This window comes from Microbacterium sp. NPDC090014 (assembly GCF_044748285.1).
GTDB lineage: Bacteria > Actinomycetota > Actinomycetes > Actinomycetales > Microbacteriaceae > Microbacterium.
This window is the reverse complement of record NZ_JBIVFS010000001.1, coordinates 1,725,259-1,749,886: the sequence shown is the minus strand read 5'-3', so window position 1 is coordinate 1,749,886 and position 24,628 is coordinate 1,725,259. Positions and strand designations below refer to the sequence as shown.

Here is a 24,628-nt window from a genome sequence, read left to right as displayed (position 1 = left end):
TCGCTCAGGTGACAGACTGGAGGGATGAGCACCGCTGAGCGCGACACGATCGCAGAGCCCACGACCGAGACTCCCGCCGAGACGACCACCACGAATCGGAAGCAGCCCTTCCCCCGCGGATTCCTCGACACGATCTCGACCGGATGGGCGGAGCGCCCCGAGTCGATCCCCGCGCCGCGAGCGCAGGCGCCGTTCGCCGCCGTGCGTCGCGCCGCCCTGTCCGCTGCCTTCCCCGGCAAGCGACTCGTCATCCCTGCCGGTTCGCTCAAGCAGCGCAGCAACGACACCGACTACCCGTACCGTGCGCATTCGGCCTTCGCACACCTCACGGGATGGGCTTCGGATGCCGAGCCCGACTCGATCCTCGTGTTCGAGCCGGCCGAGTCCGGCCACGATGTGACGCTGTACTTCCGGGAGCGCGCCGATCGCACCACCACGGAGTTCTATGCGGACGCCACGGTCGGTGAATTCTGGATCGGCCCTCGCCCGTCTCTCGCCGGCGTCGCGGCAGACCTCGACATCGCGACCGACCACCTCGAGAGGTTCTCGGCCGCCGAGGGAGAGCTCGTGCTCGACGAGGACGACGACCTCACCCGCTTCGTCTCGGAGCTGCGGCTCCTGAAGGACGAGTACGAGATCGCCGAGATGCGCCGAGCGGTGGACATCACCGCGCAGGGATTCGAGGACGTCATCCGTTCGCTGCCCGACGCGATCGCTCATGCTCGCGGCGAGCGCGTCGTCGAGGGCGTCTTCCACCGCCGCGCGCGCGAGGACGGCAACGGCGAGGGGTACGACACGATCGCCGCATCGGGTCCCCATGCCTGCTACCTGCACTGGACCCGCAACGATGGCACGGTCGTGCCGGGAGACCTCATCCTCGTTGACGCGGGCGTCGAAGCGGACAGCCTGTACACCGCGGACATCACCCGCACGCTCCCCGTCTCCGGAACCTTCACCGAGGTGCAGCGCCGGGTGTACGAGACGGTGCGCGAGGCCGCTGATGCCGCGTTCGCCGCGGCTCGCATCGGGGTGCGCTTCCGCGAGGTCCACGAGGCGGCCATGCGCGTCATCGCCGCGCGCGTCGCCGAGTGGGGAATGCTCCCCGTGACCGCGCAGGAGGCGCTGGACGGCGACACCGGCGGGCAGCACCGCCGCTACATGGTGCACGGCACGTCGCACCACCTCGGCATCGACGTCCATGACTGCGCTCAGGCCCGGCGTGAGATGTACTACGACGGCATCCTCGCCCCGGGAATGGTCTTCACGATCGAACCCGGCCTCTACTTCCAGATCGACGACCTCACCGTTCCCGAGGAGTACCGGGGTATCGGTGTGCGAATCGAGGACGACATCCTGATGACCGAGGACGGCCCGGTGAACCTCTCGGCGGACATCCCGCGCACGGCGGATGAGGTCGAAGCCTGGATCGCACGAGTCCAGCGCTGACCTCACGGATGCACGAGGGCGAGCTCGCACTCACGGACGATCGCGCTGCGCGGCTGATCGCGCAGACGTTCCCCGAGCTCGCCCATCTGCCGATCCAGCGCGTCCGCTCGACGGGCACGGTGAACACGATCTTCCGGATCGGCGACGACCTCGCGGCACGGTTCCCCCTCGTCGCAGAATCGCGCGATGTCCTCGGCGCCGAGGCCGCGGCGATGGCTGAGCTCGCCGACGTCTGCGGCGTGCCGGCGACGCGGCCTGTCGGACTCGCCGCGGCGACCGAGGAGCATCCTTCTGCCTGGTCGATCCAGACCTGGCTGGCGGGTGTCGCCGCGAACCCCGCCGGCCACGCATCGTCGGAGTCGCTCGTCTCGGACGTCTCCGGGCTGATCGCTGCGCTGCGGTCGACCGAGACCCGCGGACGGAAGTTCGACGGGCGCGGCCGCGGTGGTGTTCTCCGTGACCACGACGAGTGGGTCGCGCTCTGCATCGAGCGCAGCGCTCACCGGATCGATCCTGATCGCGTGGATCGACTCTGGAGCTCGCTGCGCGACGCGCCCCGCGAGGGTGCGGACGTCATGAGCCACCGGGACCTCACGCCGTTCAACCTGCTGGTGGCCGACGGTCGTCTCGTCGGTGTCCTCGACGGCGGGGGCTTCGGCCCTGCCGACCCTGCGCTCGATCTCGTCGCCGCGTGGCATCTGTTCGACGCTCGGGGGCGGTCCGTCGTGCGTGACCGTCTGCGCGTCTCCGACAGCGAGTGGCAGCGAGGAGCAGCCTGGGCGCTGCAGCAGGCGATGGGCCTCGTCTGGTACTACGAGTCCTCGAACCCCGCCATGAGCGGTCTGGGACGGTCGACGATGAGGCGTCTGCTCGACGATCCGGACCTCGCGAACCTCTGAGCGATCATGGCGTCGCCGTCTGCGATGCCTGCCGCCCTCGATATACGGCGGTGCGGAGCTCGACGGCCCAGACATCGGCGGTCGGCATGTCGAGCGATTCGGCGACGGCGATCTCGGCCTCGACGTCGTAGGGCACGCGCACGAACTGGATCCCGAAGGGATCGTCCGCCGACTGTCCTCCTTCGAGGATCACGTAGGACGGAACGGGTGTGTCGAGCGGGTTCCCGACGCTTCCGACGTTGAACAGCGTACGTCCGTCGTTCGATTCGATGTAGGCGTCGTGGATGTCGGCGTAGCCCACCACATCGGGCAGCGGGCCGTCGCCGGTCATCTCCGTCGCCTCGAACATCGCGGAGAACTGCTCGGGCGTGTGGGCGAAGTGCACGCGGACGTGCGGGCTCTGCGCCGACGCGTGGAACAGGCGGATCCGATGACCGCTGAGGACCAGATCGACACTCAGCGGAAGCGACCGGAGCCACGCCCTGCTCGGCGCCGACAGCTCATCTCGCCACCACAGCATCTCGGACGGCCCGTCGTCGGGGATGGTCGGCAGGAAGTCGTCCCAGTTGCCGCGGACGTTCACCTCGCACACGTCGCGGCAGCGCCGCACGGCGTCCTCGCCTCGTGGCCCCTTGCCCGCCGTGTCTCCGAGGTTGACGATGCGGGCGATGCCCCTGCGATGGATGTCGGCGAGCACCGCCTCGAGAGCGCTCAGGTTTCCGTGGACATCGGAGATCAGGGCGACGCGTTCGAGACTCACCCTGCCATGCTGTCAGGGCCGGACGAACTCCGCGACGATCGGCGCGAGCGACGCGCCGATGTCGGATGCCGCACGCTTGCGCCCCTTCACCTCGAAGGTGTGACCGCCACCCTCGATCCAGACGACGCGGGCGTCCTGACACGTGGAGACGACGTCATCGAACTGTGTCAGAGGTTGGATGAAGGGGTCGTTCGTGCCCTCGATGAACAGCTGCGGCGCAGCGACCGCCGGCAGGTGCTCAGCTCTCGGCTTCTCCGGTCTGCCCGGAGCGTGCAGCGGGTAGCCGAGGTAGACGAGACCGTCGACCGCCAGTCCCTCGGCCACGGCCATCGATGCCATGCGTCCGCCGTAGGACTTGCCTGTGGCCCAGATGGCGGCCTCCGCGTCGAGATCGCGCGCGAAGGCCACAGCCGCGTTCCACGTCGCGATCGCGTGCGCCGCAGGCCCCGGCATCCTGCGCCCCTGCTCCACGTAGGGGAAGTTGAACCGCAGGGTGGAGAATCCCCGGTCCGAGAGCGCATCCGAGAATCCCACGAGGAATGGATGGTCCTTGCCCGCACCGGCGCCGTGGGCGATCAGGACTGTCGCGCCGTTGTCGCCGGGCGCCCAGTCGGCAGAGACCGTCGTCACCCCGGAGGGCAGCTCGACAGGGATCTCGATCATCAGGCCCGCAGGTACGGGATGGCGAACGGCACGCGCATGACCTTGCCGCTCGACGCACGCACCATGCCCACGATCACGAGCACGACGTGCAGCACCGAGAGCGCGAAATAGAGCGTGATGGGGATGCCGAGCGGGTAGAAGCCGGTGGTCGGCGAATCGGAGGTCAGCGCGAACAGCAGCACGAAGTGCGTGACCAGGAGCACCGTGGAGACCAGAAGGTACGTCAGCCCCCAGTTCAGCGCAGCGCGAGCGTTCTCACGCGCGACCCCGCCGTATCGACGGGACGCCCCGCCGCTCACGGCCATGGCGAGTCCGGACGCGAGTCCGCCGACGAACGGGAACGGGATGAGGATCAGCAGGCCCAGTGCCCACGGAAGCAGACCCCGCGGGGGGACGGCCGCAGGGTAGGCGCCGACGGGGTACCCCTGTACGGGGTAGGCCGGCGGCGCGTAGCCCGGTGCCGATTGCTGCGGCGCGTAGCCCGGCGCCTGAGGCGGCGCATACCCCGGGGCCTGCGGCGGTGCGTACCCGGAGCCCTGCGGCGGTGCGTACGCGGAGCCCTGTGGCGGTGCGTAGCCGTGCGACTGCTGCGGGGCTGAGCCGGGCGCCGGCGGCGGGGCGTACGGGTTCAGCGGACGGGCCGGCGCCGCGGGCTGCTGCCCGTCAGGGAAGGGCGGAACGGGAGGCACGGGCGGCGGTGCGGGCTGCGCCGATCGCTCGGACGGGGTCGACGGATCGCGGGGTGCGTCTGACATCAGGCGGGCTCCGCAGACTTCGGAGGAACCCCCGCGCCACCGGTCCCGGGCGCCGCGGGAGACGGCGGCTCCGGATCCGCGGGCCTCGGCGGGACGGCCGGCTCTGCAGGCGGAGTCTCACCGCCGCCCAGCGGCGGTGTCGGCTCGCTGCCGGGAGTCGGATCGGCTCCGGGCGTCGGCTCTTCGGGCGTCGGCTGTGTCGTGGTCGTCGGCTGTCCGGCCGGTTCGTGCGCGCCGGGGGTGATGCGCTCGCCGTACCGCGGCGGCTCGTCGAGGTTCACCGGTGCCCGCGCCGGTGCCGGCGTGGCCGCACCCAGGGCGAGACGGGCCTTCGCGAGCGAAGCGGCCTGGACGCGGACCTCGTAGTGATCGGCCGCGAACTGCGTGACGCTCGCGAAGTCGCGGCGTCGCCGCACGATCGCATACGTGACGAGGCTCAGAAGCATCCCGAGTGCGACGCCGATGAAGACGAATCCGACGAACAGCTGGATCGGAACCTCCGGGTTGCCGATCACGAGGATCGCAGAGAGGAAGAGACCGATGAGCACGCCGTTGATCGCTCCCGATCGGGCGGCTGCTGCATAGCCCAGACGCCCGGTGATGCGCTCGACCGTCCGGACGCTCTGTCCGATGATCGCGATGTCCCGGGCGGGCACCTCCTGGGCGATCAGTTTCGACACCGTCTTCTGGGCGCCTTCGTAATCGCGTGTGGAGGCGACGATCTCGCCCTCATCGCGGCTGTCGGCTGGACGGTTCAGCATACTCATCCCGCCATTGTTCCATGCCGTGTGGTGACAGGGCCGGGAGTGTGTCGTGCAGCGGTGCCGCCGGGGGCCACCCCTGCGACACCGGCGACTACGCTGGACGAGTGAGCACACAACGGGTATTCGCCGCGCGCCTTGCTGGCTGCGCCGTCTTCGACCCCGTGGGCGACCGGCTCGGCAAAGTCCGTGATGTCGTCATCGTGTACCGAAGTACGGGTGCTCCCCGCGTCATCGGCCTCGTCGTCGAGATCCCCGGGCGCAGACAGGTCTTCCTCTCCATCGGACGGGTGACGTCGATCCGCGCGGGCCAGGTGATCAGCACCGGTCTCATCAATGTGCGCCGATTCTCACCGCGCGCCGGCGAGGTGCGCGTTCTCGCCGAGCTCCTCGGGCGTCGGGTGAGCCTCGTCGACGGCAGCGGCACCGCCGTGATCGAAGACGTCGCCATCGAGCCGAACCGCATCGGGGAATGGGCGATCAGTCAGCTCTTCCTGCGTCGACCGAAGACCAGCGCCTCTCCGTTCGCGAAGGGACCGACCACGTTCGCAGCCTGGAGCGAGGTCGCCGAGCAGCACTCCCCCGGCGAGTCCCAGTCGGCCGAGCAGCTCGTCGCGTCGTACTCGGAGCTCCACGCAGCCGACCTCGCGAACACCCTGCTCGACCTCCCCCAGCAGCGCATGATCGAGGTCGCCGAGGAGCTCTCGGACGACCGCCTGGCCGATGCCCTGGAGGAGATGCCCGAAGACGAGCAGGTGCATATCCTCGATCGACTCGGCGACGAGCGCGCCGCCGACATCCTCGACCAGATGGAACCGGACGACGCCGCGGACCTCCTCGCGCAGCTTCCGCCGAATCGTCTCGAGCAGCTGCTCGAGCTGATGGAGCCCGAAGAGGCCGAGGACGTCAGGATGCTGCTCCGTTACGGCCCCGACACGGCCGGTGGACTCATGACGCCCGAGCCGATCATCCTGTCGGCCGACGCGACGGTGGCCGAGGCGCTCGCCCTCATCCGGCGCCACGAGCTGCACCCCGCCCTTGCAGCCGCGGTCTTCGTGACCCTGCCGCCGTTCGAGACGCCGACCGGTCGGCTGCTCGGCATGGTGCACTTCCAGCGGATGCTGCGCTACCCGCCGCACGAACGTCTCGGGGCCATCATGGACGACAGCCTCGAGCCGGTGCGGGTCACCGCGTCCGCCGCTGAGGTCGCCAGGATGCTGGCGAGCTACGACCTCGTCTCGCTCCCCGTGATCGATGCCGCCCACCGACTGGTCGGCGCGATCAGCATCGACGACGTCCTCGACTACCTGCTGCCCGATGACTGGCGCACGCACGACAGCGACGAGCCGACGGTCTCCAAGGAGGTGCGCTGATGCCCCGCTCCCGCTCGCGCTCGCCTCGGCTCGACGCACCCCTGGGCCGCGGCACCTCCCGCCAGCGCTCGACGTCGCGTGATCGCTTCGGCCGTTTCACCGAGTGGGTCGCCCGCGCCATGGGCACCCCCGCGTTCCTGCTGATCCTCACACTGTTCTGTGTGCTCTGGATCTGCTGGAACACACTGCTGCCCGACCACCTGCGCTTCGATGACGCGGCGCTCGGTTTCACGGCCCTCACCCTCATGCTCTCGCTGCAGGCGTCGTACGCGGCCCCTCTGATCCTTCTCGCGCAGAACCGCCAGGACGACCGTGACCGAGTGCAGATCGAACAGGATCGTCAGCGGGCCGAGCGCAACCTCGCCGACACCGAGTACCTCGCCCGTGAGATCGTCGCGCTGCGGATGTCGCTCGAGGAGCGCAACAACCAGGTCGTGACCCGCGATGTGCTGCGGCAGGAGCTCAAGTCGCTGCTCGCCGAGCTCGGAGACCATGACGACGAGCCGGTCGAGCGACGCCCCCGCGGCCGCGCCGCATCATCATGAGCACCGCTGATTCCGTGCGGGCGGCCGTAGCCGCGGTCACAGATCCCGAGCTGCGACGCCCCATCGGCGATCTCGACATGGTCAGGGAGATCGACGTCGACGGTCCGCGCGCGCACGTCGCGATCGTCCTCACGATCGTCGGCTGCCCGGCTGCCGCCCGCATCGAATCGGACGTCCGCGCGGCCGCCGCCTCCGTGCCGGGGATCACCGAGGTGGACGTCGAGGTCGGTGTCATGACGCCCACCGAGCGCAAGGCGCTCACCGAGAAGCTGCGCGACGGCCGGCCGCCGCGCCAGATGCCCTTCGGCCCGGACTCGCTCACGCGGGTGATCCTCGTCTCCAGCGGCAAGGGCGGGGTCGGCAAGTCCACGGTGACGGCGAACCTCGCGGTCGCACTCGCCGCGCAGGGTCTCGCAGTCGGTCTCGTCGACGCCGATGTGCACGGCTTCTCGATCCCCGGGCTCCTCGGCATCCCCGCGGGGACACAGCCCACGCGCATCGACGACCTCATGCTCCCGCCCGTCGCCCACGGAGTGAAGACGATCTCCATCGGCATGTTCCTGCGCGACGGCGAGGCCGTGGTGGCCTGGCGCGGTCCGATGCTGCACCGCACAGTGCAGCAGTTCCTGACGGACGTGTTCTTCGGCGACCTCGACATCCTGCTGATCGACATGCCCCCCGGCACCGGCGACATCGCGATCTCGATCGGGCAGCTGTTGCCGCACGCCGAGGTGCTCGTCGTGACGACCCCGCAGGCGGCCGCATCCGACGTGGCGATCCGCAGCGGGCTGGTTGCGCGTCAGACCGGTCAGCGGGTGATCGGCGTGGTCGAGAACATGGGCGCGCTCACCCTGCCGGACGGCACCGTGATAGACCTGTTCGGCTCGGGTGGAGGTGCTGCCGTCGCAGAGGCGCTGTCCGAGACGCAGTCCGTCCCGCTGCTGGCGTCGATCCCGCTCAGCCCCGCGCTGCGCTCCGGAGGCGACGACGGTGTGCCGGTCGTCCTGAGCGACGGCGCCGATGCGGCGGCGACGGCGATCCGTGATCTGGCCCGCACTCTCGCCGGACAGGGGCGCGGACTCGCCGGCCGGTCGCTTCCCATGAATGTCGGATAGGCCCGACCATGACTGTCACCGTCGATGAGCGGTTGCTTCGGGGAATGGCTCGAGATGCCGCGGTCTACGCGCTCACTCGTCCTGCGGCGATCGTGATGTGGATCGCCCTCGCTGCAGCGCTCGCGCTGAGCATCCTGAATCTGAGCGCGACCGGAGGCAACCCGGGGCTGTCGGATCTGCTCCCCGTCGCGAGCATCGGTCTGATGGTCTATGCCGTCGTGATGACGATCGTCGGAGCACGGCGTGCCGTGCATTCGGCGACCCCGCCAGGCACCGTCGTCTGGGTGCGACTGGGCGACACTGCCCTGCACATCGGCGCGGGGCATCGCTCGTCCGACATCGACTACAGCACCTTCCAGAGCGTGCGAGCAGGCGCTGACGCGGTACTGCTCAAGCTGCGTGGCGCGTCGGCGATCACCGCCATCCCCCGGTCACTGGTGACGGACGACGACCTCGCCACGCTGCGCGCGCGCATCGGCTGAGCCTTCGCAGCGGAGCTCCGCCGGGCGGAGACTCGGGCTATGTCGCTTCGGAATCGTACGGCGGAGGACTCGCGACCGAGAACTCCGGTCGCACCCTCGCCGTACGCACCGGTTTCACCGTCGGCTCCGCAACGACTGCCTCCGCACGGGCGGGACCGGGCGCAGCGTCGTCTTCGAAGAGCGCGTCGCGGATGATGCGCCGGGGGTCGTACTGCCGTGGATCGAGTTTGCGCCAGTCGACGTCGTCGATCTCGGGACCCATCTCGTCGCGGACACGCGATTTGGTGTCGCGGAGGAACTCGCCGGCGCGCCGAGCGAGCTTGGCGACGCTCTCGGCGTAGCGGGGCAGCCGCTCCGGTCCGATGAGAAGCACAGCGATCAGACCGATGAGCAGCAGCTTCTCGAAGGTGATCCCGAACTGCATCTGTCCAGGCTACCGCCGCGCCTGCCGTTGTGCCGCGCACCGAGCGCATACCCTGGGAGAACACATATCTCAGTCGGGAGAATCAGGCAATGAGCGAGAACGATGCGAATGCACGTTTCATCCGCGAGTCCATCGCGGAGCCGTCGCCGATCGCCCGCGCGCGTGCGCACGCCATCGAACTCGGCGCGTCGCCGATCAGCGCGGCCGTCGGCTCGCAGATCGCCGTGCTGGCCGCCGCGACCGGTGCCAGATCGATCGTCGAGATCGGCACGGGCGCCGGAGTCTCGGGTCTCTGGCTGCTGCGCGGCGCGCCGCAGGCGGTGCTGACCTCGATCGACAACGAGCCCGAGCACCTCGCCGCCGCCCGTCAGGCCTTCTCCGACGCACGCGTCCCCGCGACGAAGGCGCGTTTCATCACAGGTCGCGCGGCTGACGTGCTGCCCCGCATGAACGAGGCGTCATACGACATCGTGCTGGTCGATGCCGACCCCGAGAACGTCATCGACTACGTCGAGCATGGCCTGCGGCTGGTGCGTCGAGGCGGAATGGTTCTCGTCCCCCACATTCTCGGAGGCGGCCGTGTCGCCGATCCGGTGCAGCGCGACGAGGTGACCTCCGCCTACCGCTCGCTCGTGCAGGAGACTCAGGAGTCATCAGCCGTGCTCGCGACCGTCTCTGCCTCCGGCGAGGGGCTGCTGCAGCTGATCAGCGTCGGCGAGAGCTGAGCCGAACACCGTCGTGAACGGACGGAAGAGGGCGACGGATCATCGATCCGTCGCCCTCTTCCGTGAATCCGCGTGCGCGAATTCGAGTTCGATCAGGCGGGCGTCACGACGGCTGCCAGCACGTCGTGAAGCTCCTTCGCCTCTGCGTCGTTCACGGAGACGACCAAACGGCCGCCGCCTTCGAGCGGGACGCGCACGATGATGAGTCGCCCTTCTTTCACGGCCTCCATGGGTCCGTCTCCGGTCCTCGGCTTCATCGCTGCCATCGTGGGCTCCTTTTCCTCCGGTGGTATGCGATCAGTTTATCGGGTGTTACCGGAACCTGGATGTCCCCTATGAAGAAATGCATCAAGCCTTAACATTCACGGCACCTGCCAGAAGGTGTTCCCCAGGGCGTAGATGTGGAATATCCACAGCCACTGCCCCAGCAGGCAGACGGCCAGGACCCCGAGCCGCCAGACGCGCGAGCGCGGCACCGCGAGTGCTCCCCAGATCGGGCTCACGGGCAGCAGCAGCCGGAAGGTGCTCGACTGAGGGAAGAACACCGCGAGCAGGTAGAGGAGGTAACTCGCGCTCCACAGCCGCAGGTCGGGACCCAGCGCACGCACCTGCGGCACGTAGAGCAGGGCGGCACCCGCTGCCACCACCAGGAGCGCGACGGCGACCGGCCCCCACGAGCCGGGGAGTCCCCACTGACCGAACCAGAACTGGGATGCCTGGACCCACCCTTCGAAAGGCACGAACCCGTCGACACCGCCCACGAGCCAGTTGCGACGCCAGGAGAGCTCGGTCGCCAGGTACGCACCGGGATCGCCGGTCACGACGCCGGCGATGACCTGCCACGAGAAGCCCGCGACCGTGGCGAGTGCGCCGAGCGCCACGATGTGCACGATCTCCCGCGGGGCGAGCGGATCATCCCTGCGATGCCACCAGCGGAGGATGCCGTGCAGACCCAGGTACAGCGCGAACGCGAGAATCCCCGGTCTGGTGAACGCCATCACGGGGATGAGGAGATACAGCCATGCGTAGTTCCGTCGCACCGTGGCATCGAGAGCCAGGAAGAGGAACAGCAGGAACAGGGTCTCGGCGTACCCCACCTGGAACATCGCCGCGATCGGTCCGGAGGCGAAGAACACCACCGCCCACATCGCCGCACGCGCGCCGATCCGATCGCGCAGCAATCGGTGCAGCGCGAGACAGGCGAGGTAGCCGGCCACGAATGACAGCAGGAAGGCGCCCATCCCCCAGGACCCGAACACGAAGCCGATCGCCTTGGCGGCGAAGGCGAACACCGGCATGAACGCCCAGGCGTTCTCAGCGACGTCACCCGATTCGGTGAGCGGCAGATCCGAGGGGTATCCCTCTTCGGCGACGAGCCAGTACCACTGCGCGTCCCACCCGACGATGAAATCGGCGAGGCCCGGTTCTGCGCCGAACCTCGACAGCGATGTCGACTGCGTCGCCGCCGCGATCATCATCGCGGTCGTCACCGCGCGAGCGGCGAGGTAGATCAGGGCCACGCGCAGCGCCAGTGGCGCTGCGGCCCACCGGCGGGTCGCGGTCAGCGCGAGCTGAGCCATGCGCGCAGTCCTCGCTCGACGGCGTCGATCTGCGCGAGCGGCACGCGCTCCTCGTCATGGTGCGCGAGGTGCGGGTCTCCCGGTCCGTAGTTCACGGCGGGGATGCCGAGGGCGGAGAACCGAGCGACATCGGTCCAGCCGTACTTCGGGCGAGGCTCGGCGCCGACGGCGGCCACGAAGTCTTGGGCGATCGGCGCGTCGAGGCCCGGCCGCGCGCCTTCTGCGGCGTCCGTGATCTCCACGTCGAAGCCGGCGAGGAGGTTGCGGATGTGCGCTTCTGCATCTGCTGCCGACTTGCTCGGAGCGAACCGGTAGTTCACCTCGACCTCGCAGGCATCGGGGATCACGTTGCCTGCGACCCCGCCTGTGATGCGCACGGCGCTCATGCTCTCCCGATACAGGAGTCCGTCGACCGCGATCTCTCGTGCACGGTACTCGGCCAGGCGCGCGAGGATCGGGGCTGCCCGATGGATGGCGTTCTCACCGATCCACGCACGTGCCGCGTGCGCACGCACGCCGGTGGTGCGCACGATCGCGCGCATCGTGCCGTTGCAGCCACCCTCGACCTCGCCGTTGGACGGCTCGCCGAGGATCGCGAAGTCGGCCTGGAAGAGATCCGGCCGCACCGCGGCGAGGAGCGCCAGCCCGTTCTTCGAGGCCTCCACCTCTTCGTTGTCGTACCACATCCAGGTGATGTCGACCGAGGGCTCGGTGAGCTCGGCGGCGAGCTTCAGCTGCACAGCGGTGCCGCTCTTCATGTCGACGGTTCCCCGGCCCCAGAGGTACTCGACGCCGTCGATCTCGACGTCCTTCGTCGGCACGTTGCCGTTGATCGGCACGGTGTCGATGTGTCCGGCGATCGCGACCCGCTGCGCTCGCCCGAGATCGGTGCGCGCGACGATCGTGTTGCCGTGGCGGATCACCTCGAGATGGGGATACGCGGAGATCGCCTGCTCGATGGCATCCGCAAGCGCCTTCTCGTCACCCGACACGCTCGGGATGTCGCAGATCGCACGGGTCAGGTCGACGGAGGACGCGGTCAGATCGAGCATCATGACCCCAGCCTACTTACCCCGACATCTGGACCATCCCCCGTCGCCGGTAGCGATACCGTGGAGGTATGACTGAGGCGCGCACCGTGTGGGGTACTGGACTGTCGACGATCGCCGGTGACGGCACCGTACTCGATGCCTGGTTCCCCGAGGTGACGGCCGTCGAGCCCGGTGCCGACGACGCGGCCACCGCGCTCGCGGCGCTCGAGGAGTTCACCGGTCCGGACGAACGTCGAAACGTCTCGGTGCAGACGGTACAGCTGCAGATCGATCTCGACGCGGCGCCGGCCTCGACCGCTGACGCCTATCTGCGGCTGCACACACTGTCGCACCTCCTGGTGCGACCGAACGAACTCAACCTCGACGGCATCTTCGCGCATCTGCCGAACGTGGCGTGGACGAACGCCGGCCCCATGCACCCCGTGGATGCCGCGCGGCTTCGACCCGTGCTCCAGCGCTCAGGGATCCAGGTTCAGGGGCTCGACAAGTTCCCCCGGCTCACCGACTACGTGCAGCCTGCCGGTGTGCGCATCGCAGATGCGTCGCGCGTCCGCCTGGGCGCGCACCTCTCCCCCGGCACGACCGTCATGCACGAGGGCTTCGTGAACTTCAACGCAGGCACCCTCGGTGCGTCGATGGTCGAAGGACGTATCTCCCAGGGCGTCGTGGTGGGCGACGGCAGCGACATCGGCGGCGGCTCGTCGATCATGGGCACCCTGTCGGGCGGCGGCGCACACCGCGTCTCCATCGGGGCACGCACGCTGCTGGGAGCCAACGCGGGCATCGGCATCTCGCTCGGCGATGACTGCGTCGTCGAGGCCGGACTGTACGTGACGGCCGGCACGAAGGTCGTGCTGGTCGACGGCCCGGCGACGCCTGACGGCGGCAGGAAGACCGCCAAGGGTTCCGAGCTGTCCGGACGCGACGGACTGCTGTTCCGCCGCAACTCGCTGAGCGGCGCGGTCGAAGCCGTGCAGCGCGCCGGCGTCGGTGTGACCCTCAACGACGCACTCCACGCCTGATCGCACGACTCGCTGAGAGCGGGCCGTCTCAGCCTTCTCCGGGACTGCCGTGATAGTGTCGCGGTGACGCCACTCGCACTGCGAGACGTCTGCGTCGTCGACACGCTCCCGCGCCACTTGCCTGGTTCTGGCCATTTCGAACGGCGAAACGATGCGCGATCCCGCGCCGTCGCCCACCTTCCGCACCCGGCCCCTCGGCTCGTGCGTGCATTTCTCGGAGATACTTCATGACTTCCTTCCTCGATCTCGGCGTGCCCGCCGACCTCGCCGCCGTCCTCGCGAAGGACGGCAAGACCGAGGCGTTCGCGATTCAGCGCGACACGCTTCCCGACTCGCTCGGCGGACGCGACCTCCTCGGCCGCGGCCGCACCGGCAGCGGCAAGACGATCGCCTTCGCGCTCCCCCTCGTCGCCCGCCTCGCCGCCTCGTCGCGCAAGAGCCGCCCCGGGCACCCCCGAGGACTCGTCCTCGCTCCGACCCGTGAGCTCGCGACCCAGATCGCCGCGACCATCGCGCCCCTCGCCGAGGCGAAAGGCCTGCGCGTCACCACCGTGTTCGGCGGCGTCAGCCAGCGTCCCCAGGAACAGGCCATGCGCAACGGCGTCGACATCGTCGTCGCGTGCCCCGGCCGCCTCGAAGACCTGATGAAGCAGCGGGTCGTGCAGCTCGACTCCGTCGAGGTGACTGTGCTCGACGAGGCCGATCACATGGCCGACCTCGGCTTCCTGCCGGGTGTCACCCGCATCCTCACCGCCACGCCCGCCGGCGGACAGCGCCTGCTGTTCAGCGCCACGCTGGACCGCGGCATCGACACCCTCGCCCGCCGGTTCCTCTCGAACGCCGTGAGCCACGAGGTGGACGAGGAGAGCGTTCCCGTCGGCGAGATGACGCACCGCGTGCTCGTCGTCGATTCCACCGACAACAAGACCACTCTCGTGCGCGAGCTCGCCTCGGGCACCGGTCGTCGCATCCTCTTCACCCGCACGAAGCACCAGGCGAAGAAGCTCGCGAAGCAGCTGACCGCGGCGGGCATCCCCGCTGTCGATCTGCACGGAAACCTCTCGCAGAACGCGCGTGAGCGCAACCTCGGCGCCTTCTCGTCAGATCCCGCCGACGGAGGCGTGCGCGTCCTCGTCGCGACCGACGTCGCCGCCCGTGGCGTGCACGTCGACAACGTCGACCTCGTCGTCCACGTCGACCCGCCCATGGAGCACAAGGCATACCTGCACCGCTCCGGCCGCACCGCCCGTGCGGGAGCCGCGGGAACCGTCGTCACGGTGGTCCTCCCCGAGCAGCGTCGTGATGTGAAGGACCTCCTGCGCAAGGCGTCGATCACCGCCGCACTCGAGCCCGTCACGTCGAACGCCGTCACCGAGCTCGTCCCCGAGCGTGCGCCGCACGTGCGTCCGGCTCCGGTTCAGCCCCAGCAGCAGCAGCGTCAGTCGTCGAAGCAGCGCCCCGCCGGCGGCGAGCGCAATTCAGCGGCAAACCCGCCGTCGCGCCGCAGCCGTCGTCCCCGCTCGGGCCAGGGCGGCCAGGGCGCCACGGCCGGCAGCCGTCAGGGTGGCCAGGGCGGATCCCGCTCCGGTGGCCAGGGCGGCCGTGGTCGCGGCTCGCAGGGCCGCTGACCCGAGAGACATACAGGCGGGTGCGCCGACGCTCAGCGTCGGGGCACCCGCCTTCTTCGTCCCGCCTGCGCGAGGTCAGCCGCGAACGGCGGCCAGCACCTGCGGGTCTGAGCACCCTCGGGCGAAACCGGCGATGCGCCGACGGATCTCGAACCCGAGCACGCGCGCGCCGATCCACTCGGCGATCGGCGCGAGCCAGGTCGGCTGACACGAGAAGTTGTACTTCCAGACGGCGAGCGTGCCCTCAGGCACCTCGGTGAACCGCCAGCCTCCGCCGAGCTTCGTGAAGAACCACGGCCCGGTCTCCATGACCATCCCGACGTTCCTCGGCGGGGCGTAGGACACATACCGGCTCACCATCGACAAGCCGAAGCGCTGCCTGGTGAACGTCCGCACATCCTTGGCCGCGACATCGGCGCCATCGAGGAAGTGCTGCTCACTGATGAACGGATCCCACCGGCGTCGGATCGCACCCGTCGTCTGTGAGACGGCGAAGGCCGTCGCCGGATCCACCGGCACGACGGCCTCCGCGCTCACGACAGGCATCGCGAGTCGATTCAGCGGGTCTGGAAGGTGCGCTCGGGAGATCCTGTGTAGAGCTGCTGCGGGCGACCGATCTTGGTCTGCGGGTCGAGCTGCAGCTCGCGCCACTGTGCGAGCCAACCGGGCAGACGGCCGATCGCGAACAGCACGGTGAACATGCGCGTCGGGAAGCCCATCGCCTTGTAGATCACGCCGGTGTAGAAGTCGACGTTCGGGTAGAGACGACGCTCCTTGAAGTAATCGTCGGCGAGAGCCAGCTCCTCGAGCTCCTGAGCGAGGTCGAGCAGCGGATCCGTGACGCCGAGCTCGGCGAGCACCTCGCCCGCCGCCTCCTTGACGAGCTTGGCGCGCGGGTCGTAGTTCTTGTAGACCCGGTGCCCGAAGCCCATCAGCTTCACGCCCTCTTCCTTGTTCTTCACCCGCTCGACGAAGCGCGAGACGCTCTGACCGGAATCGCGGATCTGCCCGAGCATGGTGAGCACGGCTTCGTTCGCACCGCCGTGCAGCGGGCCGGAGAGAGCCTGGATGCCGGCGGAGATCGAGGCGAACTGGTTCGCGCCCGTCGAGCCGACGAGACGCACAGTCGAGGTCGACGCGTTCTGCTCGTGGTCCTCGTGCAGGATCAGCAGCAGCTCGAGGGCCTTCGACATCACGGGGTTGACCTGATACTCCTCGGAATGCACGCCGAAGTTGAGCTTCAGGAAGTTCTCGACGAAGCCGAGCGAGTTGTCGGGGTACAGGAACGCCTGGCCGATGCTCTTCTTGTGTGCATACGCCGCGATGACCGGCAGCTTGGCCAGCATCCGGATCATGTTCAGCTCGACGTGCTCGGGGTTGTGCGGGTCGGTCTGACCCTCGTAGTAGGTCGAGAGGGCTGCGACGGCAGACGACAGCACCGACATGGGGTGCGCGGTGTGCGGAAGCGCCGAGAAGAAGCGCTTGAGGTCTTCATGCAGCAGTGTGTGCCGACGGATCTTCTCGTCGAACTCGGCGAGCTCGGCGGCGGAGGGAAGCTCGCCGTAGATGAGGAGCCAGGCGACCTCGAGGTAGCTCGTCGAACCGGCAAGCTGCTCGATCGGATACCCGCGGTAGCGCAGGATGCCCTTGTCTCCGTCGATGAACGTGATCGCGGACTTCGTCGACGCCGTGTTGACGAACCCGTAGTCGAGTCCCGTGTAACCCGTCTGCCGCGTCAGCGTCGAGAAGTCGATGCTGTCGTTGCCGGCCGTGCCGCGCACGAGTGGGAATTCAGCGGTCGTATCGCCGATCGTCAGCTTCGCCGTCGCCTGCTGCTCTGCCGCTGCGCTCACGCGGGCCTCCTCATGGATCTTCATCAAGTCGGATGTGGCGATGTCACGGCGCTGTGCACCAGGTCAGTTCGAGATCGTCGATACACGACCGAATCGCCTTTACAGCCTAGTAGGCACACAGGCCTACTGTGACAACCGACAAAAGAACCACTGATCTGAGGCCAGAACCTACACGGCCTGTGCGTGCAGACGCCGCGCGCCCTCAGCGATCCTGTCGGAGGGAGCCGTCAGAGCCAGTCGCACGTGCTGGGTCGAGAACTCACCGTAGAACGGACCCGGACCCGCCAGGATGCCGAGATCGGCGAGCCGCTCGATGCTCGCCCAGGCGTCCTGCCCCTCCGTCGCCCACAGGTAGAGCCCGGCCTCCGAGCCGTCGATCCGGAACCCCGCCGCCTCGAGCGCAGGCCGCAGCATGTCGCGTCGCGCTCGGTAGAGCGCCTTCTGAGCGGCGACGTGCTCGTCATCGCCCAGCGCCACTGCCATGGCGTGCTGCACCGGCTCTGGCGGCATCAGGCCCAGGTGCTTGCGCGCGGTGAGCAGTTCGCCGACGATGCGCGCGCACCCTGCGACGAATGCCGCACGATAGCCGGCGAGATTCGACTGCTTGCTGAGCGAGTAGACGCTGAGCAGATTGGCCCTGCTGCCACCGGTCACGCGAGGGTCGAGGATCGAGGGAATCGGCTCAGTCGCCCATCGACCGTCCCAGCCGAGCTCGGCGTAGCACTCGTCGCTCGCGAGCACGGCTCCCAGCTCTCGAGCCCGCTCGACCGCAGCAGCCAGTTCCTCCACGGTCCAGGTACGGCCGTCCGGATTCCCGGGCGTGTTGATCCAGATGAGCTTGGTGCCGTCAGGCCACTCCGTCGGATCGTCGGACGGCAGCGGGGTCGCTCCCACGACGCGAGCACCCACCTCATAGGTCGGGTAGGCGATTCGGGGATGCACCACGATGTCGCCCTCCCCCAGGCCCAGAAGGGTCGGCAGCAGAGCCACCAGCTCCTTCGAGCCGATGGTGGGCAGGACGTTGGCGACGGTCAGGTCGCTCACTCCCCTGCGCCGCGCGTACCACTCGACGATCGCCTCACGAAGGGCGGGAGTGCCGACGGTCTGAGGATAGGCGTGCGCATCGGTCGCCTCCGACAGCGCCCGGCGGATCAGCTCGGGCGTCGGGTCGACGGGCGAACCGACCGACAGGTCGACGATTCCGTCCGGATGACGCGCGGCGCGTTCGCGGTAGGGAACGACCGCATCCCACGGGTAGTCGGCGAGGTCGCGAACACTCACGGACTACTCGCCCTGCGGCGGGAGAGCGGCGATGATCGGGTGATCGTGTGCGATGACGCCGACCTTGGCCGCACCGCCCGGGGAGCCCACCTCGTCGAAGAACTCGACGTTGGCCTTGTAGTAGTCCTGCCATTCATCCGGCAGGTCGTCTTCGTAGTAGATCGCCTCGACGGGGCAGACGGGTTCGCACGCGCCGCAGTCGACGCATTCGTCGGGGTGGATGTACAGCGAGCGTTCGCCCTCGTAGATACAGTCAACGGGGCACTCGTCGATGCAGGCGCGATCCTTGACATCGACGCACGGGAGGGCGATCACATACGTCACCCCTCCAGTCTACGACTCGCCGCCGGTCCGATCGCCCAGGACGGGGGCACGAGGGGCGGTCGCCTCGTCTGCGCCGGGCGCCGTGCCGGATGCCGCGGCCGTCGACGCCTGCGCCTCGGTGCGAGTCGGAAGCCGCGAGAACGAGGGCCATGCGACAGCGAGGAGCACGAGCCCCGCGACGAGATAGGTCCAGATGCGACCGCTGAGCGTGTCTTCGACCACCACCGATCCCCCGGGCCCGACGCCGGAGATGAGCACCAGCATGCCGAGCATGCCGAGCCCCGCGGCGAGAGTCGCGCCTCGGTCGTGGGTGAGCGCGCGGATCGCGACGAGGATCGCGCCGCACGCGATCGCTCCGACGATGAGTCCGACGGGCACGGGACCCCACATGAGGCTGTGACCGATCGTCCCTGCGACGCCGAACACGCCGCCGACGAGAGCCGCGGCGATCCAGGAGAGCACCCGGGAGATCCATCCGATACGCACGAGTCGATCCTACGCGCGCCGCCGCGAGGGGGCGCTCAGACAGCGAGCCCGAACAGGCGCAGGAGAGCCGCGACGAGGGCGGCCGCGACCACCACGACGAGGAACGACTGACGCAGCCAGAGAAGCCCGGCCGCGACGAGCAGAGCGGGAACCCGTGCATCGACGACGACGGCCTGCCCTGCTCCGAGGGTCTGCACGGCCACGAGCGCGGCGAGCAGGGCCACGGTGAGCAGATCGGAGATGCGCGCCGGTCGCGGTGCCTCGAGCACCGAGGGCGGCACGAGGTACCCCGCGGCCTTCAGAGCGAGGCAGATCACCGCAGCGAGAAGGATCGCACTCCAGATGCTCACGCGGCGGCCTCCCCACCGTCGGGTGCGGAGGCATCGACTCGACCGAGCCAGTTGAACCAGCCCACGATGATCGCGACGACGGCTGCCACGAGCACGGGCAGCCCGGGCATGAGGAACGGCGTGAGGGCGGCCGCCACCACCGCCGCAGCCACCCCGACCGCTATGGCCTGACGTTCCTTCAGGCGCGGCCAGAGCAGAGCCAGGAACGCCGCGGCCGCCGCAGCATCCAGCCCCCAGGTCTTGGGGTCACCGAGCACGTCGCCGACGAGTGCCCCGATCAGGGTCGTGATGTTCCAGCCGATGAAGATGCCGATCCCGGTGACCCAGAAGCCGACCTGCCTCAGCCGCGGATCAGTCTGCGAGATGGCCACGGCGGTCGACTCGTCGATCGTGAAGTGCGCCGCCGCTATCCGCCGTCCGGTGGTCGTGCCGACGACGGGTGACATCCGCATGCCGTATGCGGCATTGCGCACTCCCAGCAGCGCGGCCGACGCGATCGCCGATGGCAGTGCGGACACTCCTCCGGCGGCGAAGACTCCGACGAAGGCGAACTGCGACCCGCCCGTGAACATCAGCAGGCTCAGCACGCACGCCTGCCAGACGTCGAGTCCGGATGCCACGGCCAGCGCGCCGAACGAGATGCCATAGGCGCTGGTGGCGAGCACGACTCCCAGCGCTTCACGCCAGACCTCGCGGTCGGCGCTCATTGCACGATCGTTCGCTGCGGTGAACACATGACCATCATTCTGAACGCGGTGTCCGGGATAGTCAAGCGAACGATCGTTTGACATGATGAACACATGGAGGAACTCCGAACGCGCATCGCCCGCACTCTGCGCAGAGAGAGGGAGAGAGCCGGACTATCCGTGTCGGAGTTGGCGCGTCGAGCGGGAATCTCGAAGGCGACCGTCTCCCAACTGGAGTCCGGTGCCGGCAACCCCAGCGTCGAGACGCTCTGGGCGCTCGGCGTCGCGCTCGGGGTGCCGTTCGCCGTCCTCGTCGATCAGCAGAGCAACGCGCCGACGCTCATCCGCGCCGATGACCTCACGGGTGTCCCGTCGTCGGTCGCCGCGTACAGCGCGACCCTGCTCTCAGCGAGCCCGCCGGGTGCGAGGCGGGATGTGTACCTGATCCACGCGGATCCGGGGGATCCACGCCGCTCCGATCCGCATCACGTGGGAACGACCGAACACGTGATCCTCATCTCCGGCCAGGCTCGGATCGGTCCGTCGGACGCCCCCGTGCTGCTGAACCCGGGCGACTATCTCTCGTACGCCGGAGACGCGCCCCACGTGTTCGAGGCGACCGTCGCCTCGACCAGTGCGGTGCTCATCTCGGAGCTGCGCTGAGCATCACTTCGGCGCGGAGCCCGAGACCGGTGACGGGTCCGGGATCTCGTCCGGCTTGTACTTCGGCAGCCGGGATGCAGGCAGGATCGCCACGGCACTGAGTCCCGCGAGCAGCAGCAGGCCGAGTCGCAGCGTCCCCAGACGCGACTCCTCGTTGACGGCCACCGCCTCGTCGACCTGCTCGGGCGTCGCATCCGTCTGCTCGAGTGCTGCGCGCAGGTCGTCGTTGCTGACGAAGTTCAGGTTGTCCATGTCGACCTGCGCGACGAGCGACGGCGGCAGCTCGGGGTGCTCGACGACCGCGCGGCCGATGCTCACCCCGAGGAGCGAGACGAGGAGTGCGCCGGCCAGAGCGGTCCCGACCGCCGAGGCGAGATTCTGCGTGGTGCCGCGCAACGAGCCGACATCACCCGCGAGCTCAGCCGGCGCCGCGGTGACGAGCACGTTGAAGACGAGGGTCACGAGCGCACCCTGACCGATGCCGAACACGACCAGCCCGAGGATCGTCGGAAGCGTCTCCCAGTTGTTGTTCACCACGAAGGACAGCCAGACGAGCGCGACCGTGGTGAGGATGAAGCCGAAGACGCCGATGACCCGCGGCGGGTAGCGCTTGTAGAACCGGACGACGAGTGTGGCGGTGATGAACACGGTCAAGTTGAAAGGCATCATCGCGAGCGACGTGTCGAAGGGCGTCCTTCCCTGCACGATCTGGATGTACAGGGGGATGGTGAAGTTCACGCACGCCTCGAGCGCCACGACGATGAACATCGCGTACACGGCAGCGCGCTCCTTCGACGAGTCGAGGATGCTGAGGTCGATCAGCGGCACCTTGCCCTCGGCCATCCGACGGCGAGTCCAGACGAAGAAGCATTGACCGAGCACGATCCCGACGACGACGAAGGCGGGCGCAGGCGAGAGCCCGAGGATGTTGAAGGGTGCGGCCTCGGTCGCAGCGACGGCACCCCACCCGTTGAGGTTGTTGAAACCCAGGGTCAGAAGCACGATGGCCGCGCCGATGAGGAGCGACGCCACGAGGTCGATGCGGATCGACGCGTCTCCCCCATCACCTCGCAGCGTGAAGCTGAACGCGAAGACGACCACGGCGATGCCGAACACGATGAAGAACATCGGCCGCCATCCGACCAGGGTGCCGAGCGTGCCGCCGATGAGGAACGCGGTGACTCCCGAAATGGCTCGGGCGGACCCGATCGCACCGATCGCCGTCGCCTGCTGCGCGCCCCGATAGTTCTCGGCGATCAGCGCCACGATCGAGGGGACGATGATCGCTGCGGCGGCGCCGGCGACCGCCTGACCCGCGATGGCCCAGCCCACGCTCGGAGACACGATCATCAGCACCGACGACGCGGCGAACAGGCCGATCACGATCCGGAAGATGAGGACCCAGCCGACCCGCTGACCGAGCTTCGCGCCGGTCATCACGAGGGCGGCCACGGCGAGGCCGTACATCACGATGGTGGTGCTGGCGACCGTCGGCGGCACGCCGAACTCACTGACCATGCCACCGAGGGATATCGGCAGGGCTGCCACGTTGAACGACATGAGCACCTGGGCGAGGAAGAGACTGACGAGCGGCATCCAGGAGGTCTTCGTGGATGCCGGAGAAGTGAGTGTCATGGCAGGGTCCTCTGAGCGGGAAGGAGGTCAGTCCGTCGACCGAGCGGTCGGCGCGGGCGCGGAGGCGAACAGGTTCAGTCCGAGAGCGCGGGAGAGGTGACCGATGGCGAGCTGCGATCGCACGGAGTTTCCCGCCGCGTCGAGGCGCGGTGAGAATCCGGCGACGGCACCCTTGCCCGGCGCGACGGCGACGATCCCTCCTGCCACACCCGACTTGGCGGGCAGCCCGATCTCGAACAGCCACTCACCCGAGGCCTCGTAGAGGCCCGTGGATGCCACCACTGCGAGAGTGTCGCGGCAGACGTCCGCAGAGACCACCCGCTCGCCCGTTATCGGATTCACGCCGCCGTCGGCGAGCGTCGCCCCCATCACCGCGAGGTCGTGGGCCGTGACGCTGAGAGCGCACTGACGCGTGTAGACGTCGACGACCTCGTCGGGGTCGCCGACCAGCCGTCCGTAGCTGCGGAGCAGCCAGCCCATCGCCCGGTTGCGCTCGTTGGTCGCGGCTTCCGAGGCGTACACCACGCCGTCGAGGCTCAGCGCGCGGCCGGCGAAAGCAGAGAGCCCCTCGCGCACGCGCTCCCACTGCTCGACAGCCGTCTGCCCCGGCATCAGTGCCGTCGTCGCGATCGCACCGGCGTTGACCATCGGATTCATGGGGTGTCCGCCGTTGAGCTCGAGCGCCATCAGGGAGTTGAAGGCGAGGCCGGTGTTGTTGACACCGACGATGTCGCGCACCCGCTCATGGCCGTTCTCCTGGATCGCCAGGGCGTAGACGAACATCTTCGAGATCGACTGGATCGAGAACGGATGCTGCGCATCCCCGGCGTCATGCAGGCCGCCGTCGACCTCGATGACCGCGAGACCGAACAGCTCGGGGTCGGCGTCGGCGAGGACCGGGATGTAGTCGGCGACCGCGCCGCCTTGGTCCTGCGCATACAGGCGATGAGCCTCACGCACGAGCTGGTCGACCCTGTCCCACCCGGGCAGCCCACCCGTCGAGACCTGCTGCGGGATGCCTGCCAGCGCCGCGACGTCCATGCGTTCTCCTTCGAGTCCACGACCCCCCAGCCGTCATCGCTCACCGTAGTGCCAATGCGTCGCGCTGCCTAGGGCAGGCAGTGCCCTGTTGCGACACATGTCCGGAGACACCGAGACCCACCGCCGCACGCAGGCGGGGTGGGTCTCGGAGGGAGGGTGTGCGGAGCTGCGACTCAGTACCAGTTCACCGACTGGGAGTGGCCCCACGCACTGCAGGGGGTGCCGTAGACCGACGAGATGTATCCGAGGCCCCAGCGGATCTGAGTGGCCGCGTTGGTCTGCCAGTCGGAACCGGCTGACGCCATCTTGCTCCCGGGCAGAGCCTGCGGGATCCCCGTCGCGCCACCCGAGGCGTTGTACGCCTTGTAGTTCCAGCCGGACTCCTTGGTCCACAGCGAGTTCAGGCAGGAGAACTGGTCCTCGCCCCAGCCGTACTCACTCGACGCGATGTCGCGAGCCGCGGCCTTCGCGCCGTCGACGGTGTTCGTCTGAGCGAGCGCCGCGGCTTCAGCCGCCGCCTGGGCCGCAGCCGCGTCCGCAGCGGCCTTCGCCTCCTGGGCCGCGACATAGGACGCCTGCAGCGCAGCGGTCTCCGCGACGATCTCGTCGGTTCCGGTGACTGCGTACGCGGTCAGGCTCGAGAGCTCCCTGTTCGAGAAGTCATCACGGTCCGCCAGCTGATCGACCCACGTGGTCACGTCAGCGGTGTCGACGCTCGAGGGTGCGGCGCCCAGATCGAGGCCCGATGCCGCGACCTCTGCGTTCAGCGCCTCAGCTGCCGCGACGGCATCCTGAGCGGCGACCATCGTGAGCGCCGAGTCATCCGCGCTCTTGGCCGGGGCGTCCGGCTCGCCGGTGACGAACGAGGTGACGCCTGCGACGGCGTCCGGCAGCTCGGCGCCGGCCGCGGGGGCGGACACGATGCCGACCGTCAGAGCGAGGCCGAGCACGCCGCCGGTGATCGTTCCGAGAATCAGTTTCGGGCGACGCGCCGTGATGGCGTTACGAGCTGTCGCCGCCGCGTGGGCGCGCCGAAGCGCACGGGTGGTGTGAAGCATTGGGTTCGACTTTCGGGTCGT

The 24,628-nt window shown here is 68.8% G+C and carries 28 protein-coding genes; 10 read left to right on the top strand and 18 right to left on the bottom strand.

The genetic code is table 11. The annotated features are described in order from the left end of the window. Positions 1-24: 24 nt before the first annotated feature. Both ACIPV5_RS08280 and ACIPV5_RS08275 read left to right on the top strand, forming a co-directional pair. Complete coding sequence (locus tag ACIPV5_RS08280) at positions 25-1,446, top strand: aminopeptidase P family protein (RefSeq protein ID WP_400340704.1); 1,422 nt, start codon at positions 25-27, stop codon at positions 1,444-1,446. 8 nt (positions 1,447-1,454) lie between these two features. Beyond that, positions 1,455-2,345 carry a phosphotransferase gene (locus ACIPV5_RS08275; RefSeq protein ID WP_400340702.1) on the top strand — a complete coding sequence of 297 codons (891 nt, stop codon included), beginning with the start codon at positions 1,455-1,457 and terminating at the stop codon, positions 2,343-2,345. A gap of 4 nt (positions 2,346-2,349) precedes the next feature. Here the strand turns inward: ACIPV5_RS08275 and ACIPV5_RS08270 are convergent, their stop codons facing one another. The 4 genes from ACIPV5_RS08270 to ACIPV5_RS08255 are packed head-to-tail and all read right to left on the bottom strand — an operon-like array spanning position 2,350 to position 5,290. Beyond that, positions 2,350-3,105, bottom strand: coding sequence for a metallophosphoesterase family protein (locus ACIPV5_RS08270; protein WP_400340701.1), 756 nt, complete (start codon positions 3,103-3,105; stop codon positions 2,350-2,352). A 12-nt stretch (positions 3,106-3,117) separates the two neighbouring features. Next, positions 3,118-3,768 carry an alpha/beta family hydrolase gene (locus ACIPV5_RS08265; protein ID WP_295100551.1) on the bottom strand — a complete coding sequence of 217 codons (651 nt, stop codon included), beginning with the start codon at positions 3,766-3,768 and terminating at the stop codon, positions 3,118-3,120. After that, the gene (locus ACIPV5_RS08260; protein ID WP_320487897.1) at positions 3,768-4,523 is read right to left on the bottom strand and encodes a DUF4870 domain-containing protein; all 756 of its coding nucleotides are present in this window, start codon (positions 4,521-4,523) and stop codon (positions 3,768-3,770) included. The genes ACIPV5_RS08265 and ACIPV5_RS08260 overlap by 1 nt, the downstream gene beginning before the upstream one ends. Then, complete coding sequence (locus tag ACIPV5_RS08255; RefSeq protein ID WP_230100666.1) at positions 4,523-5,290, bottom strand: general stress protein; 768 nt, start codon at positions 5,288-5,290, stop codon at positions 4,523-4,525. The genes ACIPV5_RS08260 and ACIPV5_RS08255 overlap by 1 nt, the downstream gene beginning before the upstream one ends. A 101-nt stretch (positions 5,291-5,391) precedes the next feature. Between ACIPV5_RS08255 and ACIPV5_RS08250 the strand changes: the two genes are divergently transcribed. The 4 genes from ACIPV5_RS08250 to ACIPV5_RS08235 are packed head-to-tail and all read left to right on the top strand — an operon-like array spanning position 5,392 to position 8,799. Further along, positions 5,392-6,657 (top strand): magnesium transporter MgtE N-terminal domain-containing protein, encoded by a 1,266-nt coding sequence (locus tag ACIPV5_RS08250; protein ID WP_053095585.1) that lies wholly within the window; start codon positions 5,392-5,394, stop codon positions 6,655-6,657. Continuing rightward, positions 6,657-7,202, top strand: a complete 546-nt coding sequence (locus ACIPV5_RS08245; protein ID WP_053095584.1) for a DUF1003 domain-containing protein — start codon at positions 6,657-6,659, stop codon at positions 7,200-7,202. Before ACIPV5_RS08250 ends, ACIPV5_RS08245 begins: the two co-directional genes overlap by 1 nt. Further along, entirely contained in the window at positions 7,199-8,317 is a 1,119-nt protein-coding gene (locus ACIPV5_RS08240; protein ID WP_056278087.1) for an Mrp/NBP35 family ATP-binding protein, read from the top strand. The genes ACIPV5_RS08245 and ACIPV5_RS08240 overlap by 4 nt, the downstream gene beginning before the upstream one ends. Before the next feature lie 8 nt (positions 8,318-8,325). Beyond that, positions 8,326-8,799 (top strand): YcxB family protein, encoded by a 474-nt coding sequence (locus ACIPV5_RS08235; RefSeq protein WP_400340698.1) that lies wholly within the window; start codon positions 8,326-8,328, stop codon positions 8,797-8,799. A 37-nt stretch (positions 8,800-8,836) separates the two neighbouring features. On the opposite strand, the gene ACIPV5_RS08230 is transcribed toward ACIPV5_RS08235, so the two are convergent. After that, positions 8,837-9,223, bottom strand: a complete 387-nt coding sequence (locus tag ACIPV5_RS08230) for a twin-arginine translocase TatA/TatE family subunit (protein ID WP_053095581.1) — start codon at positions 9,221-9,223, stop codon at positions 8,837-8,839. 89 nt (positions 9,224-9,312) lie between these two features. Here ACIPV5_RS08230 and ACIPV5_RS08225 point away from each other — a divergent pair, with 89 nt between their 5' ends. Next, on the top strand, positions 9,313-9,948 hold the full coding sequence (locus tag ACIPV5_RS08225) for an O-methyltransferase (protein ID WP_400340696.1): 636 nt from the start codon (positions 9,313-9,315) through the stop codon (positions 9,946-9,948). Between the two features lie 92 nt (positions 9,949-10,040). On the opposite strand, the gene ACIPV5_RS08220 is transcribed toward ACIPV5_RS08225, so the two are convergent. The 3 genes from ACIPV5_RS08220 to dapE form a co-directional block, all read right to left on the bottom strand. Next, complete coding sequence (locus ACIPV5_RS08220) at positions 10,041-10,214, bottom strand: DUF3117 domain-containing protein (RefSeq protein WP_067122349.1); 174 nt, start codon at positions 10,212-10,214, stop codon at positions 10,041-10,043. Between the two features lie 96 nt (positions 10,215-10,310). Further along, positions 10,311-11,528, bottom strand: a complete 1,218-nt coding sequence (locus tag ACIPV5_RS08215) for a hypothetical protein (RefSeq protein WP_400340694.1) — start codon at positions 11,526-11,528, stop codon at positions 10,311-10,313. Continuing rightward, positions 11,510-12,583: a succinyl-diaminopimelate desuccinylase gene (gene dapE / locus ACIPV5_RS08210; protein WP_394194315.1), complete on the bottom strand. Its 1,074-nt coding sequence runs from the start codon at positions 12,581-12,583 to the stop codon at positions 11,510-11,512. The genes ACIPV5_RS08215 and dapE overlap by 19 nt, the downstream gene beginning before the upstream one ends. Before the next feature lie 65 nt (positions 12,584-12,648). On the opposite strand from dapE, the gene dapD reads away from it, so the two are divergent. Both dapD and ACIPV5_RS08200 read left to right on the top strand, forming a co-directional pair. Further along, complete coding sequence (dapD, locus tag ACIPV5_RS08205; protein WP_053095577.1) at positions 12,649-13,602, top strand: 2,3,4,5-tetrahydropyridine-2,6-dicarboxylate N-succinyltransferase; 954 nt, start codon at positions 12,649-12,651, stop codon at positions 13,600-13,602. 227 nt (positions 13,603-13,829) lie between these two features. Beyond that, a complete protein-coding gene (locus tag ACIPV5_RS08200; protein WP_053095576.1) occupies positions 13,830-15,230 on the top strand; it encodes a DEAD/DEAH box helicase in 1,401 nt (466 codons plus the stop codon). A 75-nt stretch (positions 15,231-15,305) separates the two neighbouring features. Here ACIPV5_RS08200 and ACIPV5_RS08195 read toward each other — a convergent pair whose 3' ends face one another. The 7 genes from ACIPV5_RS08195 to ACIPV5_RS08165 form a co-directional block, all read right to left on the bottom strand. Next, positions 15,306-15,776: an SRPBCC family protein gene (locus tag ACIPV5_RS08195; protein WP_053095575.1), complete on the bottom strand. Its 471-nt coding sequence runs from the start codon at positions 15,774-15,776 to the stop codon at positions 15,306-15,308. Between the two features lie 11 nt (positions 15,777-15,787). Beyond that, positions 15,788-17,107, bottom strand: a complete 1,320-nt coding sequence (locus ACIPV5_RS08190; protein WP_187249390.1) for a citrate synthase — start codon at positions 17,105-17,107, stop codon at positions 15,788-15,790. A 144-nt stretch (positions 17,108-17,251) separates the two neighbouring features. Continuing rightward, on the bottom strand, positions 17,252-18,364 hold the full coding sequence (gene dapC, locus ACIPV5_RS08185) for a succinyldiaminopimelate transaminase (protein WP_400340690.1): 1,113 nt from the start codon (positions 18,362-18,364) through the stop codon (positions 17,252-17,254). Positions 18,365-18,367: 3 nt separating this feature from the next. Beyond that, positions 18,368-18,688 carry a ferredoxin gene (gene fdxA / locus ACIPV5_RS08180; protein WP_042542002.1) on the bottom strand — a complete coding sequence of 107 codons (321 nt, stop codon included), beginning with the start codon at positions 18,686-18,688 and terminating at the stop codon, positions 18,368-18,370. Between the two features lie 9 nt (positions 18,689-18,697). Further along, positions 18,698-19,174, bottom strand: a complete 477-nt coding sequence (locus tag ACIPV5_RS08175) for a histidinol dehydrogenase (RefSeq protein ID WP_230100669.1) — start codon at positions 19,172-19,174, stop codon at positions 18,698-18,700. 35 nt (positions 19,175-19,209) lie between these two features. Further along, a complete protein-coding gene (locus ACIPV5_RS08170) occupies positions 19,210-19,524 on the bottom strand; it encodes an AzlD domain-containing protein (protein WP_053095573.1) in 315 nt (104 codons plus the stop codon). Beyond that, positions 19,521-20,231, bottom strand: a complete 711-nt coding sequence (locus ACIPV5_RS08165) for an AzlC family ABC transporter permease (protein WP_400340689.1) — start codon at positions 20,229-20,231, stop codon at positions 19,521-19,523. Before ACIPV5_RS08165 ends, ACIPV5_RS08170 begins: the two co-directional genes overlap by 4 nt. 93 nt (positions 20,232-20,324) lie before the next feature. On the opposite strand from ACIPV5_RS08165, the gene ACIPV5_RS08160 reads away from it, so the two are divergent. Continuing rightward, a complete protein-coding gene (locus tag ACIPV5_RS08160; protein ID WP_187249387.1) occupies positions 20,325-20,873 on the top strand; it encodes a helix-turn-helix domain-containing protein in 549 nt (182 codons plus the stop codon). 3 nt (positions 20,874-20,876) lie between these two features. Here ACIPV5_RS08160 and ACIPV5_RS08155 read toward each other — a convergent pair whose 3' ends face one another. The 3 genes from ACIPV5_RS08155 to ACIPV5_RS08145 form a co-directional block, all read right to left on the bottom strand. Then, positions 20,877-22,508 (bottom strand): MFS transporter, encoded by a 1,632-nt coding sequence (locus ACIPV5_RS08155; protein ID WP_400340687.1) that lies wholly within the window; start codon positions 22,506-22,508, stop codon positions 20,877-20,879. 27 nt (positions 22,509-22,535) lie between these two features. After that, positions 22,536-23,549 carry a glutaminase A gene (gene glsA, locus ACIPV5_RS08150; RefSeq protein WP_400340686.1) on the bottom strand — a complete coding sequence of 338 codons (1,014 nt, stop codon included), beginning with the start codon at positions 23,547-23,549 and terminating at the stop codon, positions 22,536-22,538. 173 nt (positions 23,550-23,722) lie between these two features. Next, on the bottom strand, positions 23,723-24,607 hold the full coding sequence (locus ACIPV5_RS08145; protein ID WP_187249386.1) for a phospholipase: 885 nt from the start codon (positions 24,605-24,607) through the stop codon (positions 23,723-23,725). Positions 24,608-24,628: the final 21 nt, after the last annotated feature.

What these genes read in the sequence shown, in the direction of transcription:
- ACIPV5_RS08280 (WP_400340704.1), top strand. Translation starts at nt 25, where the DNA reads ATGAGCACCGCTGAGCGCGACACGATCGCAGAGCCCACGACCGAGACT.
- ACIPV5_RS08275 (WP_400340702.1), top strand. Translation starts at nt 1,455, where the DNA reads ATGCACGAGGGCGAGCTCGCACTCACGGACGATCGCGCTGCGCGGCTG.
- ACIPV5_RS08265 (WP_295100551.1), bottom strand. Translation starts at nt 3,768, where the DNA reads ATGATCGAGATCCCTGTCGAGCTGCCCTCCGGGGTGACGACGGTCTCT.
- ACIPV5_RS08260 (WP_320487897.1), bottom strand. Translation starts at nt 4,523, where the DNA reads ATGTCAGACGCACCCCGCGATCCGTCGACCCCGTCCGAGCGATCGGCG.
- ACIPV5_RS08255 (WP_230100666.1), bottom strand. Translation starts at nt 5,290, where the DNA reads ATGAGTATGCTGAACCGTCCAGCCGACAGCCGCGATGAGGGCGAGATC.
- ACIPV5_RS08245 (WP_053095584.1), top strand. Translation starts at nt 6,657, where the DNA reads ATGCCCCGCTCCCGCTCGCGCTCGCCTCGGCTCGACGCACCCCTGGGC.
- ACIPV5_RS08240 (WP_056278087.1), top strand. Translation starts at nt 7,199, where the DNA reads ATGAGCACCGCTGATTCCGTGCGGGCGGCCGTAGCCGCGGTCACAGAT.
- ACIPV5_RS08235 (WP_400340698.1), top strand. Translation starts at nt 8,326, where the DNA reads ATGACTGTCACCGTCGATGAGCGGTTGCTTCGGGGAATGGCTCGAGAT.
- ACIPV5_RS08230 (WP_053095581.1), bottom strand. Translation starts at nt 9,223, where the DNA reads ATGCAGTTCGGGATCACCTTCGAGAAGCTGCTGCTCATCGGTCTGATC.
- ACIPV5_RS08225 (WP_400340696.1), top strand. Translation starts at nt 9,313, where the DNA reads ATGAGCGAGAACGATGCGAATGCACGTTTCATCCGCGAGTCCATCGCG.
- ACIPV5_RS08220 (WP_067122349.1), bottom strand. Translation starts at nt 10,214, where the DNA reads ATGGCAGCGATGAAGCCGAGGACCGGAGACGGACCCATGGAGGCCGTG.
- ACIPV5_RS08215 (WP_400340694.1), bottom strand. Translation starts at nt 11,528, where the DNA reads ATGGCTCAGCTCGCGCTGACCGCGACCCGCCGGTGGGCCGCAGCGCCA.
- dapE (WP_394194315.1), bottom strand. Translation starts at nt 12,583, where the DNA reads ATGATGCTCGATCTGACCGCGTCCTCCGTCGACCTGACCCGTGCGATC.
- dapD (WP_053095577.1), top strand. Translation starts at nt 12,649, where the DNA reads ATGACTGAGGCGCGCACCGTGTGGGGTACTGGACTGTCGACGATCGCC.
- ACIPV5_RS08200 (WP_053095576.1), top strand. Translation starts at nt 13,830, where the DNA reads ATGACTTCCTTCCTCGATCTCGGCGTGCCCGCCGACCTCGCCGCCGTC.
- ACIPV5_RS08195 (WP_053095575.1), bottom strand. Translation starts at nt 15,776, where the DNA reads ATGCCTGTCGTGAGCGCGGAGGCCGTCGTGCCGGTGGATCCGGCGACG.
- ACIPV5_RS08190 (WP_187249390.1), bottom strand. Translation starts at nt 17,107, where the DNA reads ATGAAGATCCATGAGGAGGCCCGCGTGAGCGCAGCGGCAGAGCAGCAG.
- ACIPV5_RS08165 (WP_400340689.1), bottom strand. Translation starts at nt 20,231, where the DNA reads ATGAGCGCCGACCGCGAGGTCTGGCGTGAAGCGCTGGGAGTCGTGCTC.
- ACIPV5_RS08160 (WP_187249387.1), top strand. Translation starts at nt 20,325, where the DNA reads ATGGAGGAACTCCGAACGCGCATCGCCCGCACTCTGCGCAGAGAGAGG.
- ACIPV5_RS08155 (WP_400340687.1), bottom strand. Translation starts at nt 22,508, where the DNA reads ATGACACTCACTTCTCCGGCATCCACGAAGACCTCCTGGATGCCGCTC.
- glsA (WP_400340686.1), bottom strand. Translation starts at nt 23,549, where the DNA reads ATGGACGTCGCGGCGCTGGCAGGCATCCCGCAGCAGGTCTCGACGGGT.
- ACIPV5_RS08145 (WP_187249386.1), bottom strand. Translation starts at nt 24,607, where the DNA reads ATGCTTCACACCACCCGTGCGCTTCGGCGCGCCCACGCGGCGGCGACA.